Annotated in this window: 14 protein-coding genes and 3 pseudogenes; 13 read left to right on the top strand and 4 right to left on the bottom strand. The window is 42.4% G+C overall.

From position 1 onward, the window contains the following. Both ACEO2X_RS11285 and ACEO2X_RS11290 read left to right on the top strand, forming a co-directional pair. Nucleotides 1–111 (top strand): annotated as a pseudogene (locus ACEO2X_RS11285) (IS701 family transposase); the annotation flags it as partial. A gap of 86 nt (nucleotides 112–197) precedes the next feature. Beyond that, nucleotides 198–617 carry a DsrE family protein gene (locus ACEO2X_RS11290; protein ID WP_004971976.1) on the top strand — a complete coding sequence of 140 codons (420 nt, stop codon included), beginning with the start codon at nucleotides 198–200 and terminating at the stop codon, nucleotides 615–617. A 60-nt stretch (nucleotides 618–677) separates the two neighbouring features. Here the strand turns inward: ACEO2X_RS11290 and mobR are convergent, their stop codons facing one another. Further along, nucleotides 678–2,351, bottom strand: coding sequence for a phenol degradation transcriptional regulator MobR (mobR, locus tag ACEO2X_RS11295; protein WP_004971974.1), 1,674 nt, complete (start codon nucleotides 2,349–2,351; stop codon nucleotides 678–680). A gap of 417 nt (nucleotides 2,352–2,768) precedes the next feature. On the opposite strand from mobR, the gene ACEO2X_RS11300 reads away from it, so the two are divergent. The 9 genes and pseudogenes from ACEO2X_RS11300 to ACEO2X_RS11340 all read left to right on the top strand — a co-directional run bounded on the left by ACEO2X_RS11300 (nucleotide 2,769) and on the right by ACEO2X_RS11340 (nucleotide 11,037). Next, a complete protein-coding gene (locus ACEO2X_RS11300) occupies nucleotides 2,769–3,062 on the top strand; it encodes a phenol hydroxylase subunit (RefSeq protein ID WP_004971972.1) in 294 nt (97 codons plus the stop codon). Between the two features lie 19 nt (nucleotides 3,063–3,081). After that, nucleotides 3,082–4,086 carry an aromatic/alkene monooxygenase hydroxylase subunit beta gene (locus ACEO2X_RS11305; protein WP_004971970.1) on the top strand — a complete coding sequence of 335 codons (1,005 nt, stop codon included), beginning with the start codon at nucleotides 3,082–3,084 and terminating at the stop codon, nucleotides 4,084–4,086. Nucleotides 4,087–4,097: 11 nt separating this feature from the next. Continuing rightward, nucleotides 4,098–4,364, top strand: a complete 267-nt coding sequence (locus tag ACEO2X_RS11310; RefSeq protein ID WP_004971969.1) for an MmoB/DmpM family protein — start codon at nucleotides 4,098–4,100, stop codon at nucleotides 4,362–4,364. 92 nt (nucleotides 4,365–4,456) lie between these two features. After that, entirely contained in the window at nucleotides 4,457–5,983 is a 1,527-nt protein-coding gene (locus ACEO2X_RS11315) for an aromatic/alkene/methane monooxygenase hydroxylase/oxygenase subunit alpha (RefSeq protein ID WP_371972048.1), read from the top strand. 117 nt (nucleotides 5,984–6,100) lie between these two features. Then, a complete protein-coding gene (locus tag ACEO2X_RS11320; protein ID WP_104853300.1) occupies nucleotides 6,101–6,463 on the top strand; it encodes a phenol hydroxylase subunit P4 in 363 nt (120 codons plus the stop codon). A gap of 68 nt (nucleotides 6,464–6,531) precedes the next feature. Then, entirely contained in the window at nucleotides 6,532–7,593 is a 1,062-nt protein-coding gene (locus tag ACEO2X_RS11325) for an NADH:ubiquinone reductase (Na(+)-transporting) subunit F (RefSeq protein WP_004971960.1), read from the top strand. A 200-nt stretch (nucleotides 7,594–7,793) separates the two neighbouring features. Then, a pseudogene (gene catA / locus ACEO2X_RS11330) lies at nucleotides 7,794–8,713 on the top strand (catechol 1,2-dioxygenase). A 155-nt stretch (nucleotides 8,714–8,868) separates the two neighbouring features. After that, a complete protein-coding gene (locus ACEO2X_RS11335) occupies nucleotides 8,869–9,741 on the top strand; it encodes a transporter (protein ID WP_004971953.1) in 873 nt (290 codons plus the stop codon). Nucleotides 9,742–9,981: 240 nt separating this feature from the next. Continuing rightward, nucleotides 9,982–11,037 (top strand): ArsO family NAD(P)H-dependent flavin-containing monooxygenase, encoded by a 1,056-nt coding sequence (locus ACEO2X_RS11340; protein ID WP_371972051.1) that lies wholly within the window; start codon nucleotides 9,982–9,984, stop codon nucleotides 11,035–11,037. A gap of 138 nt (nucleotides 11,038–11,175) precedes the next feature. Here the strand turns inward: ACEO2X_RS11340 and ACEO2X_RS11345 are convergent, their stop codons facing one another. Together ACEO2X_RS11345 and ACEO2X_RS11350 are read right to left on the bottom strand one after the other, a co-directional pair. Next, entirely contained in the window at nucleotides 11,176–11,868 is a 693-nt protein-coding gene (locus tag ACEO2X_RS11345; protein ID WP_004971950.1) for a pirin family protein, read from the bottom strand. 202 nt (nucleotides 11,869–12,070) lie between these two features. Next, the gene (locus ACEO2X_RS11350) at nucleotides 12,071–13,315 is read right to left on the bottom strand and encodes a L,D-transpeptidase family protein (protein ID WP_004971948.1); all 1,245 of its coding nucleotides are present in this window, start codon (nucleotides 13,313–13,315) and stop codon (nucleotides 12,071–12,073) included. 271 nt (nucleotides 13,316–13,586) lie between these two features. On the opposite strand from ACEO2X_RS11350, the gene hemE reads away from it, so the two are divergent. Both hemE and ACEO2X_RS11360 read left to right on the top strand, forming a co-directional pair. After that, nucleotides 13,587–14,657 (top strand): uroporphyrinogen decarboxylase, encoded by a 1,071-nt coding sequence (gene hemE, locus ACEO2X_RS11355; RefSeq protein ID WP_371972049.1) that lies wholly within the window; start codon nucleotides 13,587–13,589, stop codon nucleotides 14,655–14,657. Nucleotides 14,658–14,729: 72 nt separating this feature from the next. Next, nucleotides 14,730–15,548 (top strand): DUF817 family protein, encoded by an 819-nt coding sequence (locus ACEO2X_RS11360; RefSeq protein ID WP_371972050.1) that lies wholly within the window; start codon nucleotides 14,730–14,732, stop codon nucleotides 15,546–15,548. A 235-nt stretch (nucleotides 15,549–15,783) separates the two neighbouring features. Here ACEO2X_RS11360 and ACEO2X_RS11365 read toward each other — a convergent pair. Continuing rightward, nucleotides 15,784–15,894 (bottom strand): annotated as a pseudogene (locus tag ACEO2X_RS11365) (IS701 family transposase); the annotation flags it as partial.

Below are 15,894 nucleotides of genomic sequence, written 5' to 3' on the forward strand. Positions count from 1 at the left end.
GAAAATGTATATCGTTGGCAGAAGAAATTATTTAGACCAATTATCAAAAGCTTCATTGATGACTTTATTCTCGATAAAAATCATCTGCTACCACAGAGAATCTTTAAATAATAGTGCGTAAGTCCTATATTATTTAAATATAGTATATTTATTATGCTAATATTTTGACCAGATTTAAATTGAGTGTGAGTTCTGCCATGAAATTGATTCAGTTGTTATGTTTATCGGTTTTGCTGACCTTTGCCAGTCTATCTCCAGCAATGGCAGAGAGCAAAAAAGATCCACTTTTTGTCTTGCTTACCAGCAGTGATGCGCACCGCACCAAAATGGCAATTGGCATGAGCAATAACCAATTTGGCAAAGGTCATCCACTGACGATTTATTTGGTCGATCAAGGCGTAATGTTGGCATCTAACCGCTTTGAACATAAATATGCAGAGCATCAGAACATGCTGAAAAGTATTATCGCCAAAGGTGGTGATGTGTATATCTGCAAAATGTGTATGGAGCAGTACGGTGTTGTTGAAGGTGACTTAATGAAAGGTCTGAAATATGCCAATCCAGATGCTATGGGTGAAGCAATTTTCCGTCCAGGCACTCAGACACTGAGCTGGTAATTCGGCTGCTTGAAATGCAAAAGCCTTGTTGAAAAACAGGGCTTTTTTATTGCGGAATTTCTAGCGCATGGCGTATTTTTTTAAACGATAATCCAGTGCAGCGCGGGAAATTCCCAATAAGCGTGCCGCTTCAGATACATTGTGTTTGGCTTTTTGCATCGCGGTGATAATCAGTTGTTGCTCATGCTGTTCTAAATCAAAACCTTCAGTTAAAAGCGTGTCTAAATCTACGCTGTCTTGCTCATCTACAGTATGGTCGCTGTGCATTTGCGGAAACAGGGCATTCAGTTTAATCAGTTGTTGATCTTCCGTCAGTAGTACCGCACGTTCGAGCAGGTTTTCCAGTTCACGAATATTGCCAGGCCACGCATAGCTTTGCATAAAGTTAGTGGCTTTTTCACTGACGCCTTGAATTTGTTTGTCATACATTTTTTCAAAGCGTTTTAAGAAATGTGCAACCAATAATGGTAAATCTTCACGGCGTTCACGCAGCGGTGGAATCTGCACAGGAAAAATGTTTAAACGGTAATATAAATCGGCACGGAAACGACCTGCTTTAACCGCTTGTTCTAAATCTTCATTGGTTGCAGCAATCACGCGAACATCAATATGACGGGTTTGCGAATCTCCAACGCGTTCCACTTCACCTTCTTGTAGCACACGCAGCAAAGCCGCTTGAGCGCGTGGCGAAAGTTCAATCACTTCATCTAAAAAAATAGTACCGCCATGGGCGCGTTCAAATTTACCTAAGCGTGATTGATGTGCACCTGTAAATGCACCTTTTTCAACACCAAACAGTTCAGATTCAATCAGTTCAGGCGGAATTGCCGCACAGTTGACCGCAACAAAAGCATGTTCTTTACGTTGACTGAGTTCATGCACACCACGGGCAAAGGCTTCTTTCCCGACCCCTGTTTCACCTTGCAGCAAAATCGACACTTTTGCACCTGCCGCTTTTTTGAGTAAGTCACACACCCGTTGATAAGCCGCCGATTGTCCGACTGAGCTGAACATGCTGTAGTCATTTTTACTGGTGGCATAAATCGACTTTTTCAGTTCATACAATTCGGCTTGCAGTGCAATGAGTTCCTGTTCCATCGGTTCAGGCGACATGAACTGAATCAGCTCATCGGCATTTTCCCATTCACTGAGTTGTTTACCAATAATACGGCAATGCTCACGCCCGCAGGCTTTACATTCCACTTCCTGATAAATAATGGTCATGCCTGTGGCAAAACTGCTGTAACCGCAAGCATAGCCCAGCAGCATCCAGCAGGAAGGTTCGTGACTCAGTCCAAATTGCTCAACATGCACATCGGCTTCAAAAGAGTTATGCCAGTTTAAGTCTGCATAAAACTGTTTTTTCTTTTGATTTAAAATCAATTGATTGGCAGAAACTTGCACCATGCCACGAATACCGTGCATTTGCGGCCCTGCCATAAAAGCCTGTTCTTCATTTAAACCTGGGCGCATTTTAGTAGTGACTTCTGCATCTTTCAGACCTGCCTGATAGCCCAAACGAATAAAAAAGCGTTTGGTGCGTTCCATTCCAATCATATTGGCAAGGTCTTTACGCAAATAGCCCATGATGCTGGTATGCATCAGCAACATGCGATATTCATCAAACCAGATTTGTCCACGCTCAGTGTCAAAATGTAGTTTGGAAAGCAGGTCGTGAATTTCCTGAGGATGACCTGCATATTTGCCGCTGCTGTCGTATTTTACTCGTACCATGCGCCGTGTTTAATCCATTAAATTCGAGGCTGTTTAGCCATCTTATGCAAATTCGTGAAAATTCAATAATACCTAAACAGCATCATGCCAAACCTTAAAGGTATTCGGCTGTATCTCTATGTTTTTGTTGTTTTTATTTCATCTTTATCATAAGCGAATTGCATAAAGCCCAAGGGTAAATTTTTGTATCTGTACGGGCTGTATTTCATCAAATCATGAAATCTTAAATTTTTTAAACATCAAAATTCATCAAATCATGAAATCCAAATTCTTATAAAAACACTCAGATTTTTTAAGTTTCTGTTTTTCAATGTTTTTATAAAGTTGGCACGCTTGTTGTAATAGTAAAAGTAAGCAACAGATGCATGAAGCAACTGAAGCAAGTTCTGAATGAATCAGATCTTGTAGGAGAACAATATGAAGGATGCAACAGGCGCATTGCCCTTAACCAAATATATTCGGGTAACGGGCGATATTAATGCCGCATTTGTCGAGTTCGACTTTGCCATTCACGATCCCACTTTATATGTGGAGTTGGTGTTACCGCAGCAAGCATTCCGCGAGTTCTGCGCAACCAATCAAGTGGTGGAAATGAGCGAACAACAGCAAGCCGTGAATGATGCTGAAGAAGACAAATGGCGTTACGGCATTGAACACGACACTTTAGTCGGTGCACAGCGATACAACATTGATCATGAAGATCAACACTGAATGCTTAAGGAGATAAGCGATGACTTTAGAAATTAAAACAGCGGGTATTGAGCCAATTCGTCAAAACTATGCCTATATTGAGCGCCGTTTTGGCAACAAGCCAGCCACCCGTTATCAGGAAGTCAGTTTTGATATTCAGGCGGAAACCAACTTTCACTATCGTCCGCTGTGGAAACCTGAAAAAACCTTAAATGATAAAACCCATACTGCAATTGAAATGCAGGATTGGTATGCATTTAAAGACCCGCGTCAGTTTTATTACGGAACTTATGTGCAGCATCGTGCGCGTTTGCAGGACATTGCCGAAAGTAACTTTAGCTTTTTTGAAAAGCGTCAGTTGGCAGAGCATATTTCTGAAGATGTCAAAGCCAAAGTGATTGCCTTGTTTTTGCCGTTTCGTCATATCGAACAGACTGCCAATTTACACATGATGTCGGGCAGTGCTTATGGTTATGGCACGGTGCTGACCCAAGCCTGTATTTATGCTGCGATGGATCGTTTAGGGATGGCGCAGTACATCTCACGGGTTGGTTTGGCACTCGATGGCAACACGGGCGAATCTTTAATTCCAGCCAAACAAGCATGGATGCAGGATGAAGCATGGCAAGGACTGCGCAAGTTGTGTGAAACCAGTTTGATCGAGCAGGACTATTTCAAACTGTTTTTATTACAAAACTTGGTGATTGACAGCTTTATGAGCGAATTGGTTTACACCCAATTTGATCAATGGCTGGCACAGCATCAAGCACGTGACTTGGCGATGCTGATGGAATTTATGCAGGAAGCCATGGCAGATTTACGCAAATGGTCAGACAGCGTATTTAAAACCGCAGCTGCAGAATCTGCACATAACAAACAATTGTTGAGCCAGTGGTTAGCCGAATATTTACCTGAAGTGAAAGCGGCATTTGCAGCGTGGGCAGCTGAGGCGTTGTCTGCAGATGCAGTCGACATTGCAGAACAAAAACTGCTGGAACGCAGTAAAAAAATTGGCATCGAACTCGAACAAATTTTGCAGGCTTAAGGAGAAGCAGCATGTCTAAGGTTTATCTCGCATTACAGGACAATGACACGTCGCGCTACATCATTGAAGCGATTGAAGAAGACAACCCAGATGCCACGATTCAATATCTGCCAGCCATGATTCGGGTAGAAAGCGAAACAGGTCTGATTGTTAAAGCAGAAACGGTATCTGAAAAACTTGGACAAGATTGGGATATTCAGTCTTTACAACTCAACATGATTACGTTGGGCGGCAACGTCGAAGAAGATGATGACAGTTTCCGTTTGCACTGGAACTAGGAATAAGGATGTGCACTGAGCCAATTTGAGTACAGTGCCGCCAGAACATATTGCTGCATAGATTGCCGCTAAAAAATTTAAGGATGATGAGCATGAATTCACAAGTTAAAATCCCAGCAAAAAAACTGAATGCCAAAGACCGTTATCGCGCACTTACTCGTGACTTGGATTGGGACTTTTCTTATGCAGACCGCAAAGAAGCCTTTCCATACGAAGAATTTGAAGGCATTAAAATTACAGACTGGTCTAAATGGGAAGATCCATTCCGTTTAACCATGGATGCTTACTGGAAGTATCAGGCAGAAAAAGAGAAAAAACTTTACGCCATTTTTGATGCTTTTGCACAAAACAACGGTCAAATGAACGTGACCAATGAGCGTTATTTGAATGCCATCAAACTGTTTTTAACTGCGGTAACTCCGCTTGAGTATCAGGCATTCCAAGGTTATGCACATGTAGGGCGTCAGTTCAGTGGTGTAGGTGCACGTATCGCATCACAAATGCAGTCGATTGATGAATTACGTCACGTGCAGACGCAAATTCATGCCATGAGCCATTACAACAAATTCTTTGATGGTTTTCAGGATTGGTCGCACATGCATGACCGCGTTTGGTACTTGTCTGTACCAAAATCTTTCTTTGAAGATGCGCGTTCAGCAGGGCCGTTTGAGTTCTTGTTAGCCATTAGCTTTGCCTTTGAATATGTATTGACCAACTTGTTGTTCGTACCGTTCATGTCAGGTGCAGCACACAATGGCGATATGGCAACGGTCACCTTTGGTTTTAGTGCACAGTCCGATGAAGCACGTCACATGACTTTAGGTCTAGAAATCGTGAAATTCTTGTTAGAACAACACGAAGATAACGTGCCAATCGTACAGGAATGGATTGATAAGTGGTTCTGGCGTGGGACTCGTCTGTTATCTATAGTTGGCATGATGATGGACTACATGCTGCCAAACAAAGTGATGTCGTGGAAAGAAGCGTGGGAAACCTACTTTGAAGAAGCGGGCGGTGCGTTATTTAAAGACTTGAGCCGTTACGGTATTCGTATGCCGAAATATTCAGAAGTAATTACCAAAGAAAAAGAACACGTGTCGCATCAAGCGTGGTGGATTTTCTATAACTTCGGTCATGCAGCAGGTTTCCATACTTGGATTCCAACCGATCAGGAAATGGATTGGTTATCTGAAAAATATCCAGACACCTTTGACAAATACTACCGTCCAAAGTGGGAGTTAGCACGCAAGATGGAAGCAGAAGGCAAGCGTTTCTACAGCGCAGGCTTACCGCAATTGTGCCAAATTTGCCAAGTGCCAATGACTTTCACCGAAATGGATGGCGATCCGACCATGTTTACGTATCGTGAGTCTGTTTATAAAGGCGAGCGTTACCACACCTGTTCAGATGGTTGTCACGATATTTTTGAACGTGAACCTGAAAAATATGTGCAGGCATGGTTGCCAGTGAACCAAATTCTACAAGGCAACTGTGGTGGCTTAGATTTGGAAAACATGCTGCGCGAATATTATCGCTTCAATGTCGGTGCAGATAACTTGGATATTGAAGGTTCACTAGACCAGCAACGCTGGAAAAAATGGAAAGGTGATGCGGCTTAACGCTCATTCACTATCTAAAGTAAATATCTAAAATTTAAGTTATTTCAAGATTCAAATTTAAAAGGATTTCGGTTTGAGTCATTTGCGGCTCAAACCACCCCAATACGGAGAATGACCATGTCAGTACGCGCTATTCGCCCAGATTACGACTTTGAACCACGCGACCTACAAAAACACTATGGCGACAACATTTTGGTGTATGTGGGTTGGGATCATCACACTTTATATTGTTCTGCACACGCCATGTTGGTTTCGCCGCAGCAAACCTTTCAGGAATTTTTGGATCAGCAAATGCAGGCGGGTTTCCATCAACATCCTGACTTTGAAAACATTAAATGGGATGAAGTGCAATTTACTTTAAACAAACAGGTAATTCAGCCACGCCCTGAACAGACCTTGGCAGAAATTGGCTTCGATCAAAAATCACTACTGCGTTTTGTGACCCCAGGACTGAATGGGTACAAGGGCGCACACGTTTAAAACAGTAAGATCACAACAAAATAAAGACAGCAAAGCACAGTCAGTAAGTACAAGACAGGAGGTCGCAGATGAGCTATCAAGTCACAATTGAGCCAATTGGCACAACCATTGAGGTTGAAGAAGATCAAACCATTTTAGATGCCGCGTTACGTCAGGGCGTGTGGTTGCCATTTGCTTGTGGGCATGGCACTTGCGGCACTTGTAAAGTCCAAGTCACCGATGGTTATTATGATGTGGGCGAAGCGTCACCTTTCGCGCTGATGGATTTAGAGCGTGAAGAACACAAAGTGTTGGCGTGCTGCTGTAAGCCAGAATCAGACATGACCATTGAAGCCGATGTCGATGAAGACCCTGATTTCTTGGGATATTTGGTTCAGGATTATCAGGCCAAAGTCCTTGAGGTAAAGGACTTATCTCCAACCATTAAAGGTGTACGCTTGCAGTTAGACCGCCCGATGGAGTTTCAGGCAGGTCAATACATTAACGTGCAATTCCCGGGTATTGAAGGCACGCGTGCGTTTTCTATTGCCAATGCGCCAAGCGAACTCGGTATTATTGAATTGCATATCCGTCATGTGGTGGGCGGTAGTGCAACGACTTATGTGCATGAGCAGCTTGCGGCAGGCGACGCACTGGAAATTTCAGGGCCATACGGACAATTCTTTGTACGTAAATCGGATGATCAGGATGCGATTTTTATTGCAGGTGGTTCAGGTTTATCTAGCCCGCAATCTATGATTTTAGACTTACTAGAGTCGGGTGATACCCGCACCATTTACCTATTCCAAGGTGCGCGTGATGTTGCGGAATTATATAACCGAGAACTGTTTGAGCAGTTAGTCAAAGACTATCCAAACTTCCGCTACATTCCTGCATTAAATGCACCTAAAGCAGAAGACCATTGGACAGGATTTACAGGCTATGTGCATGAAGCGGTTGCCGATTATTTTGAGCAGCGTTGCGGTGGACACAAAGCCTATTTATGCGGCCCACCAGTCATGATTGATGCAGCAATTTCGACCTTAATGCAAAGCCGTTTGTTTGAACGTGATATTCACACTGAACGCTTCTTGAGTGCTGCCGATGGTGCAAGTGGTCAGTCACGTTCAGCATTGTTTAAACATATTTAACACATATTTAAAAGTGGATAGGTGCTGCAATATTGTACTGAGCCTATCGAATTGCAATAGATAAAAAGTTTCCAAGGAAGTCGGTCAGTGTTGAGGCATTTAGCTCAGCACTGACACCATCATCAACACAGTAAGGCAGTGTCAAAAGCCAAAATAGCAATGCGACAACCAGCAAAGCCAAAATAGCCAAGGAGAGTTACATGGACCGTCAACAAATTGATACTTTAGTGAAGGAAATGAACGTAGACACCGCTACACGCCCTGTCGATCAGCGTGTGCAGCAAATAGTGGTGCGTTTAGTGGCAGATTTATTTCAAGCCATTGAAGATTTAGACATTCAGCCTTCAGAAGTGTGGAAAGGTCTGGAATATATTACCGATGCAGGCAAAGCCAATGAACTTGGTTTACTTGCAGCAGGTTTGGGTTTAGAACATTATCTAGATTTACGTGCCGATGAAGCCGATGCCAAAGCAGGCGTAACAGGCGGTACACCACGTACCATTGAAGGGCCACTTTATGTTGCAGGTGCGCCTGAATCAGTCGGTTTTGCGCGTATGGATGATGGTTCAGAATCAGACCATTTAGATACGTTAATTATTGAAGGTACAGTCACTGACACCAATGGCAATATCATTGAAAATGCCAAAGTCGAAGTTTGGCATGCCAACGGTTAGGTAACTATTCATTCTTTGATAAATCTCAGTCTGACTTTAACTTACGCCGTACTATTTTCAGTGATGCCAATGGTAAATATGTGGCGCAAACGACCATGCCAGTCGGTTATGGCTGCCCACCAGACGGCACGACTCAAGCTTTATTAAACAAACTAGGTCGTCATGGCAACCGTCCATCTCACGTGCATTACTTCATTTCTGCACCAGGTTACCGCAAACTCACTACGCAATTTAACATTGAAGGTGATCAATACCTGTGGGATGACTTCGCATTTGCGACCCGTGAAGGTCTGGTTGCAACAGCGGTAGATGTGACCGATGCTGCAGAAATTCAGCGCCGTGGTTTAGACAAACCATTTAAGCACATCACCTTTAACTTTGAATTAGTCAAAGACACTGCAAATGCACCATCGACTGAAGTTGAACGTCGTCGTGCAAGTGCTTAATCCCACACCTTAAAACACAAAGTTTTAACACGTTCGCCAATACAGCATCAGCAAGTTCTTTGTTGATGCTGCCCTTAAAAGTCGGCTGTTCGCGCATGAATGATTCAGGCGCAGCAGGCAGACTTCATCAAAATTTCTATTGAATAGGATGTTCTATGAATAACAAAATTTGGGCACTCATGCTTTTGGGTGTCATGGCGACACACGTCAATGCAACAGAAAACGGTTTAGATACATTTGGATTAGGCGCAGAAGGCATTGCAGCAGGGGCTTTACCACCAGCTGGGGTATACTTACTCAACTACTATCAGAACTATCATGCCAGTGAGTTTAAAGACGGCCCAGACAATTTCCATGCCGATGTGAATGTCTATATTCCACGTTTGGTATGGATGACCCCCCAACACATTGCAGGCGGTCAGTTGGGTTTATATGCTGCACAGCCTTTGGTCGATTTGCGTTTAAATGTGATGGGCATGTCAGACTCTAACAGTGGTTTGGGCGATTTGATTATTGGCAGCATGTTGGGTTGGCATAAAGGCAATCATCACAGTGTAGCTGCTTTAGAAGGTGTGCTCGCAACAGGCGATTATGAAGATGCCAATCCACAACGTCCTGTAGTTGCCAACTTAGGTAAGAACTACAACACCATTCGTCCTATCTTTGCGTATTCTTATTTGCAGCCGCAAGGTTGGGAGTTTTCCACCAAAATGTCTTATAGCTTCAACAGTGAAAATGACGACACAAATTATCAGTCGGGGGATTATTTCGCTGGAGATTATGCAATCGGTTATCAATTGAATGATCAAGTCAAATTGGCACTCGAAGGTTATGTATTTAAACAAACCACAGATGATGAAGTGAATGGTGTCAGTATTGGCAATAAAGGACAGGCTCTATCTTTTGGTCCCGCGATTCAATACAAACGTGATAATTGGTCTTTGGAAGCAAAGTTTTTGAAAGAAACCGAAGTGGAACATCGTCCTGAAGGACACTCTTCGACTTTGAAATTGGTTTGGGCTTTTTAAAGCCCGAACCTGATTCTGCAGTGTTGCACATCAAGCTATCTTACAAAACAAAGTCAAGTTGAAAGACTTGGCTTTTTTGCAGCATCATTTTTCAAGATGGCTTGCTTCTAATTACGTGCTTCCATAAGTTGAGTTTGGTGGACTGAATTTTTAATCTCTCACGTGTTGCACTTATGCGCTAAGATTAGGCATAGCAACAGGGTGCGTATTGCGAGCAGGAGAGCCATTTTGAATCAAATAATGGATGCCGATGTAATTATTATTGGTGGCGGACAAGCAGCATTGGCCACGGCTTACTTTTTAAAACGGCAAAAAATCAATTTTCTGATCTTGGATAATCAAACGCAGTCGGGCGGTGCGTGGCAACATGCGTGGGATTCTTTACAGCTGTTCTCTCCAAATACATGGAGTTCTTTGTCCGGCTGGTTAATGCCAAAAACCGAACAGGAATATCCGAAACGATTAGAAGTGATTGACTATTTAACAGCGTATGAAACACGCTATCAATTTCCTGTGCTGCGTCCTGTGCAGGTCGAAAAAGTCCTGAAGGAAGGCAATGATTTAATTGTGTGTTCGGCACAGCAAAGCTGGCGAGCCAAAGCCGCTGTGAGTGCTACTGGAACGTGGAGTCAGCCTTTTATTCCTGCTTATACAGGACGCGAACGCTTTTTAGGCACACAAATTCATTCGGCTCATTACCGCAATGCCAATGCTTTTCAGGGCAAAAGAGTCATGATTGTCGGCGGGGGTAACTCAGGCGCACAAATTTTGGCAGAAGTGTCTAAAGTGGCCGAAACTTTTTGGGTTACACAGCAACCGCCAAGTTTTTTAGCCGATGATGTAGATGGACGGGTTTTATTTTTACGTGCCACGGAGCGCTTAAAAGCCCAGCAGGAAGGTCGCAGTATTGAACAACCGATCGGTGGTTTGGGCGATATTGTGATGATTCCAAGTGTCAAAGAAGCACGGCAACGTGATGTATTACATGGTCTGCCGCCATTTGACTATTTAACCGAACATAGTGCAGTTTGGGCAGATGGGCGCGAACAGGAAATTGCTGCCATTATTTGGTGCACAGGTTTTAAGGCAGCATTGTCGCATTTACAAAGTTTGAATGTGGTTAATGCACAAGGCACAGTCGATGTGTTAGAAAATCGAGCGTTACAACAGCAAAATTTATGGTTGGTTGGTTATGGCGATTGGACAGGCGCAGCCTCGGCAACTTTAATTGGTGTTTCCCGAACCGCACGGAATGTGGCAGAGCAAATTGCTGCGTATTTGCAGACAACAGCGTAAAGTCATTAACGTGACAAAAACTGTGTTTAAAAAATGAATCATGCAATTTCAGCCATAAAAAAGCCCTCTGTAGAAGAGGGCAAGAGGGTAACTCAAAAAATTAAAGATGCTCAATCATAATAAGGTGACAGTCAGGACTTACTGTTTTGGTAAATCAAACCAAATGAACTGGCTGTCTTCTTTTGCTTCAATCACAGCATTATCAGCAAATAACAAAGCATCGCCCGCTTTAACTGTTTGCTCGCCAATGGTGATTTCACCACGAATTACATGCACATAGTTTACCGCTTGTGTTGCTGTAACTTCTAAACGATGTCCAGTTTCTAAAACAGCTGCTTTTACTTCTGCCTGTTGACGAATGTGCATTGGGGCATTGTCATTCGGGCCGACAATTAAATGCCACTGGTTGGGTGCTGTATTTGGGTCACGTTGAATTTGCTGATACGTCGGCTCTGCATCGCGTACATTCGGCTGAATCCAAATTTGCAGCATGTGTACTTCTTCATCACCATTGTTAATTTCGCTGTGCTGAACGCCTGTACCTGCGCTCATTAACTGCCATTCACCTGCAGTAATATGGCGTTCATTGCCCATGCTGTCGCGGTGGGAAATCGTACCACTTAATACACAAGTCAAAATTTCCATGTTGTCGTGTGGGTGAGTACCAAAACCATTATGTGCGGCAATACGGTCATCGTTAATGACACGTAAGGCACTAACACCCATATATTTCGGGTTATACCAATTACCAAAAGAGAAACTATGTTTGGTGTCTAACCACCCCATTTTCACATGACCACGATCTTCACTACGGTGTAAATAAGCATTCATGATAATGTTCCTATCATTTTTTTAACTTGAACTAATCTTAATCTTTTCACCGCAGCCGACCTAGAGGCGAACTGCAACATGCCGTTCTAAAATTGCAACATGTGTAGATTTTTTGCAGAACCTAGACATTTTAGAGTTTTATCGCGGCATTAAAAAACCCACGTAAAAACGTGGGTCTTTTGCGGTTTAAAGCGATCACTGATTATTCAAGGAATTTTACAGTCACGCCAGAACGTACTTTACGACCTAAATCGTTTGCATCCCAGTTGGTTAAACGGATACAACCATGCGACGCCGTTTTTGAAATGGTCGATGGGTTTGGTGTGCCGTGAATACCGAATGATTTTTTACTTAAACCAATCCAGATATTCCCCACAGGGCCGTTAGGGCCTGGTGGTAAAGACAGCGGTTTTAAGTTTTTGCCCTGAATAAAGTTACTTGGTGAATAGCTGTACCATGGGTTTGGTGCAACACCTGTCACTTTATAAGTACCTGTTGGCGATGGAGTATCTGCACTGCCAATGGTTGCTGGGAATGAGCCGACCATTTGGTTTTGTTTGTTGAACAAATACAGTTGTTTTGCACCTTTGTGCGCCACAATCAGGTGAATGTCTTCAGGTAAGTCATTGCGAACGTTGGTCACCAATAACTTTTCACCCACTTTATTAAATGTTGCATTCGGATTTAATTTCTTTAAGAAATTTTCATCCATGTGGAATTTTTCACCTAACATTTCACTTACGCGGGTGTAGTACAAGCCTTTCATTTTGGCTTGTTCTGCATAGTCATGCGGAATAGATTTCGCATAAGGACCTTTTAAGTCCGCTTCAGTAACCGTGTATTCTACAAATGCAGGACGTGAACCTTGACGTGCAACCAACGCATCCCAAGTTTCTTTGGTTAAAATACCCGTTGGGCTAATGCCATTCATTTGCTGGAATGATGCAATTGCTTTTAGGGTGTTCTTACCACTAGTGCCATCAATTGCACCTGGAGAAGCATGTGAATTGTTCAGCATCACGTGTGCACGTGCATACACAGGGAACTGACCTTTACCAATATTTTCATACCAAGTGGCATTATTTAAACCATCTAAAGTCCATGAAGCTTTTGGTGCTGCTGTGTTGGATGTAGCAGTTTGGCTTGCAGAGCTTTTTGTTGGTGCAGTGCCTACATCGGCAGTGGTATCTTCAGTTTTGTGTAGATCATCTAAGGTTTTTGAAGCCTTATTTAAATCATTTTGTTCTTGTTGCGTAATAGCAGTGTCTGTTGCATTTAGATTATTTTGTGCAGCCGATGCTTCTGTCGCTAAAGGATCAATCGGATCTTCAATAGCGGTATTGCTAATCACTTGTGGATTTAACGGTTGTTCAGCAGTAGATGCAGCAAAAGTAGTCCCTGCAAAAATGCAACTTAAACTCATTGCGAGTATTGTGCGAACCAACATGTAATTCAACCTTGAGAATTATTCATTTACATAGATAAAAACTAGCCAAGTATTGCAGAAAAACTAAGGAGATGCAGTAGTTGTTTTGTGTAAATATGCAAGATAACCCCAATTTTACAGAGACTTTTGTTTGTGTGATGTATTTCACATAAACGTAAGCTGAATTTGAACACTTAGAATAGGCTGAAAAGACGAGCAAGAAATGAAGTTATTAAAACTTCAACCTTTTTGATATGATGGCTGCAAGATTGAAAATGAGTTGGGAAAGTAAATGACGACCTTAAAAAATGATCGTTTTCTTCGTGCCTTATTACGTGAGCCAGTAGATTGCACGCCCGTATGGATGATGCGTCAGGCAGGACGTTATTTACCAGAATATCGTGCTACACGTGCGCAGGCAGGAGATTTTCTTTCTCTATGCAAAAATACTGAATTTGCCTGTGAAGTGACTTTACAGCCTTTGCGTCGTTATGAATTAGATGCTGCGATTTTATTTTCAGATATTTTAACTGTACCCGATGCATTAGGCTTAGGTCTGTATTTTGAAGTAGGCGAAGGGCCAAAGTTTCATAAAACGGTGCGTACCGAGCAAGACGTTGCCAATTTACCTAAATTTAATGCCAAGTCAGACTTAGACTATGTCATGAATGCAGTATCGACCATTCGTTCTGCTTTGGGCGGACAAGTGCCTTTAATTGGTTTTTCAGGTAGTCCATGGACTTTGGCAACGTATATGGTTGAAGGTGGTTCAAGCAAAGATTTCCGTTTCACCAAAAACATGATGTACGCACAGCCTGAAGTTTTACATGCACTATTAGACCGTTTGGCCGATGCAGTGACCGAATACTTAAATGCACAAATTGATGCAGGCGCACAGGCAGTACAAATTTTTGATAGTTGGGGCGGTGCATTGGCCCATCGTGAATATCTTGAATTTTCACTCCACTATATGCAGAAAATTGTGTCAGGTCTGCAACGTGAAAAAGATGGACGTAAAATCCCTGTTATTTTATTTACCAAAGGTGGCGGTCAATGGCTGAAGCCAATGATTGCAACAGGTGCAGATGCTTTTGGTCTGGACTGGACAACACCGTTAAATGTCGCACGTCAAACGGTGAGTGGTCGTGCCGCATTGCAAGGTAACTTAGATCCAGCGACTTTATATGGTTCACCTGAAGCAATTGCTAAAGCGACACGTGCGATGCTAGATGATGCCTATGCCAATGGTGAAAAAACAGGTTATGTGGCCAACTTAGGTCATGGCATTACCCAATGGGTAGATCCTGAACGTCCTAAAGTATTTATCGACACGGTTCATGAATACAGTGCCAAATATCTATAATCACGTAATGATATAGATGGATTCTCTGTCGATGTATCGGTGTAATCTCAGCTTCAGTCAGGTCATCACATCATGTGGATAACATGGCTAAAGTCAGGACTTGAGTTTTCGACTAAGGCAGCTTCGGCTGCCTTATTTGGAATTTTATTGCTGATTGCATTTGCACTGACCGCCTCAATGGGCAGTCAGGAATATTTCGGATTTTTCCGTTACGACTATTTATTGTTTTATGCCTTAATTATTCAAGTTTGTCTTTTATATTTAAAACTAGAATCTTGGGCAGAAGCCAAAGTCATCGCTTTGTTTCATATTTTGGCGATGATCATGGAAATTTTTTTAACTCATCCACAAATTGCATCGTGGCAATATCCTCAACCTGCCGTCTTTAAAATTATGACCGTGCCGCTATTTGCAGGCTTTATGTATTCTGCGGTGGGCAGTTTTTTTGCACGTTCTTTGCGTTTGTATCGGGTATCTTTGCTGAATTTGCCGACTTTTAGCAATATGTTGGCTTTGGCAGTGTTGTCTTATATCAACTTCATGAGCAAGTTTTTTATCCCCGATATTCGTTATTGCTTGTTTGCTTGGAGTGTCGTAATTTTCTGGAAAACCAAAATTCGGTTTCAATTACAGCAGCATCTATTACAACTGCCGATGTTACCTATATTACTGCTGTTGGCATTTATTATTTGGGTGGCAGAAAACATTAGTACCTTTTATCAAATTTGGTTGTATCCAAGTCAGGTCGATGCGTGGCACATGGTCGGCTGGGGCAAACTCGGTTCTTGGTATTTATTGCTGTTACTGAGTCTGGTTCTGGTCATGAAAATTTTGGGTTATCGCGATTCCCAAGGTCAGTGGAGACTGAAAGCTGAAAATCAGCAGCACTAAATCTTAATACGACCTCGAACATAGAGAATCTATCTTTAAACTTAAATCCAAATTTGAAGATAAAATCAATCATCGCTACAAAATGCACAAAAAATAATGCCTGATTTTGTGATAAATGTTTTGCCTTCTGAGTGACATCTCGCTATCTTAAAATAGTGTAATAAAAATTACACATAGCAATAAAGAATAACGATTCGAAGCATAATTTTTCGAATAATATAGGACTTACGCACTATTATTTATAGATTCTCTGTGGTAGCAGATGATTTTTATCGAGAATAAAGTCATCAATGAAGTTTTTGATAACTGGTCTAAATAATTTCTTCTGCCAACGATATACATTTTC

Origin of the sequence: Acinetobacter sp. AL9, assembly GCF_041464035.1 — a bacterium.
Lineage (GTDB): Bacteria > Pseudomonadota > Gammaproteobacteria > Pseudomonadales > Moraxellaceae > Acinetobacter > Acinetobacter towneri.

Excerpts from the sequence above, each read along its gene's own strand:
- ACEO2X_RS11360 (WP_371972050.1), top strand. The coding sequence starts at position 14,730 with ATGTGGATAACATGGCTAAAGTCAGGACTTGAGTTTTCGACTAAGGCA.
- ACEO2X_RS11305 (WP_004971970.1), top strand. The coding sequence starts at position 3,082 with ATGACTTTAGAAATTAAAACAGCGGGTATTGAGCCAATTCGTCAAAAC.
- hemE (WP_371972049.1), top strand. The coding sequence starts at position 13,587 with ATGACGACCTTAAAAAATGATCGTTTTCTTCGTGCCTTATTACGTGAG.
- ACEO2X_RS11325 (WP_004971960.1), top strand. The coding sequence starts at position 6,532 with ATGAGCTATCAAGTCACAATTGAGCCAATTGGCACAACCATTGAGGTT.
- ACEO2X_RS11300 (WP_004971972.1), top strand. The coding sequence starts at position 2,769 with ATGAAGGATGCAACAGGCGCATTGCCCTTAACCAAATATATTCGGGTA.
- ACEO2X_RS11310 (WP_004971969.1), top strand. The coding sequence starts at position 4,098 with ATGTCTAAGGTTTATCTCGCATTACAGGACAATGACACGTCGCGCTAC.
- ACEO2X_RS11290 (WP_004971976.1), top strand. The coding sequence starts at position 198 with ATGAAATTGATTCAGTTGTTATGTTTATCGGTTTTGCTGACCTTTGCC.
- ACEO2X_RS11315 (WP_371972048.1), top strand. The coding sequence starts at position 4,457 with ATGAATTCACAAGTTAAAATCCCAGCAAAAAAACTGAATGCCAAAGAC.
- ACEO2X_RS11345 (WP_004971950.1), bottom strand. The coding sequence starts at position 11,868 with ATGAATGCTTATTTACACCGTAGTGAAGATCGTGGTCATGTGAAAATG.
- ACEO2X_RS11350 (WP_004971948.1), bottom strand. The coding sequence starts at position 13,315 with ATGTTGGTTCGCACAATACTCGCAATGAGTTTAAGTTGCATTTTTGCA.
- ACEO2X_RS11335 (WP_004971953.1), top strand. The coding sequence starts at position 8,869 with ATGAATAACAAAATTTGGGCACTCATGCTTTTGGGTGTCATGGCGACA.
- ACEO2X_RS11320 (WP_104853300.1), top strand. The coding sequence starts at position 6,101 with ATGTCAGTACGCGCTATTCGCCCAGATTACGACTTTGAACCACGCGAC.
- ACEO2X_RS11340 (WP_371972051.1), top strand. The coding sequence starts at position 9,982 with ATGGATGCCGATGTAATTATTATTGGTGGCGGACAAGCAGCATTGGCC.
- mobR (WP_004971974.1), bottom strand. The coding sequence starts at position 2,351 with ATGGTACGAGTAAAATACGACAGCAGCGGCAAATATGCAGGTCATCCT.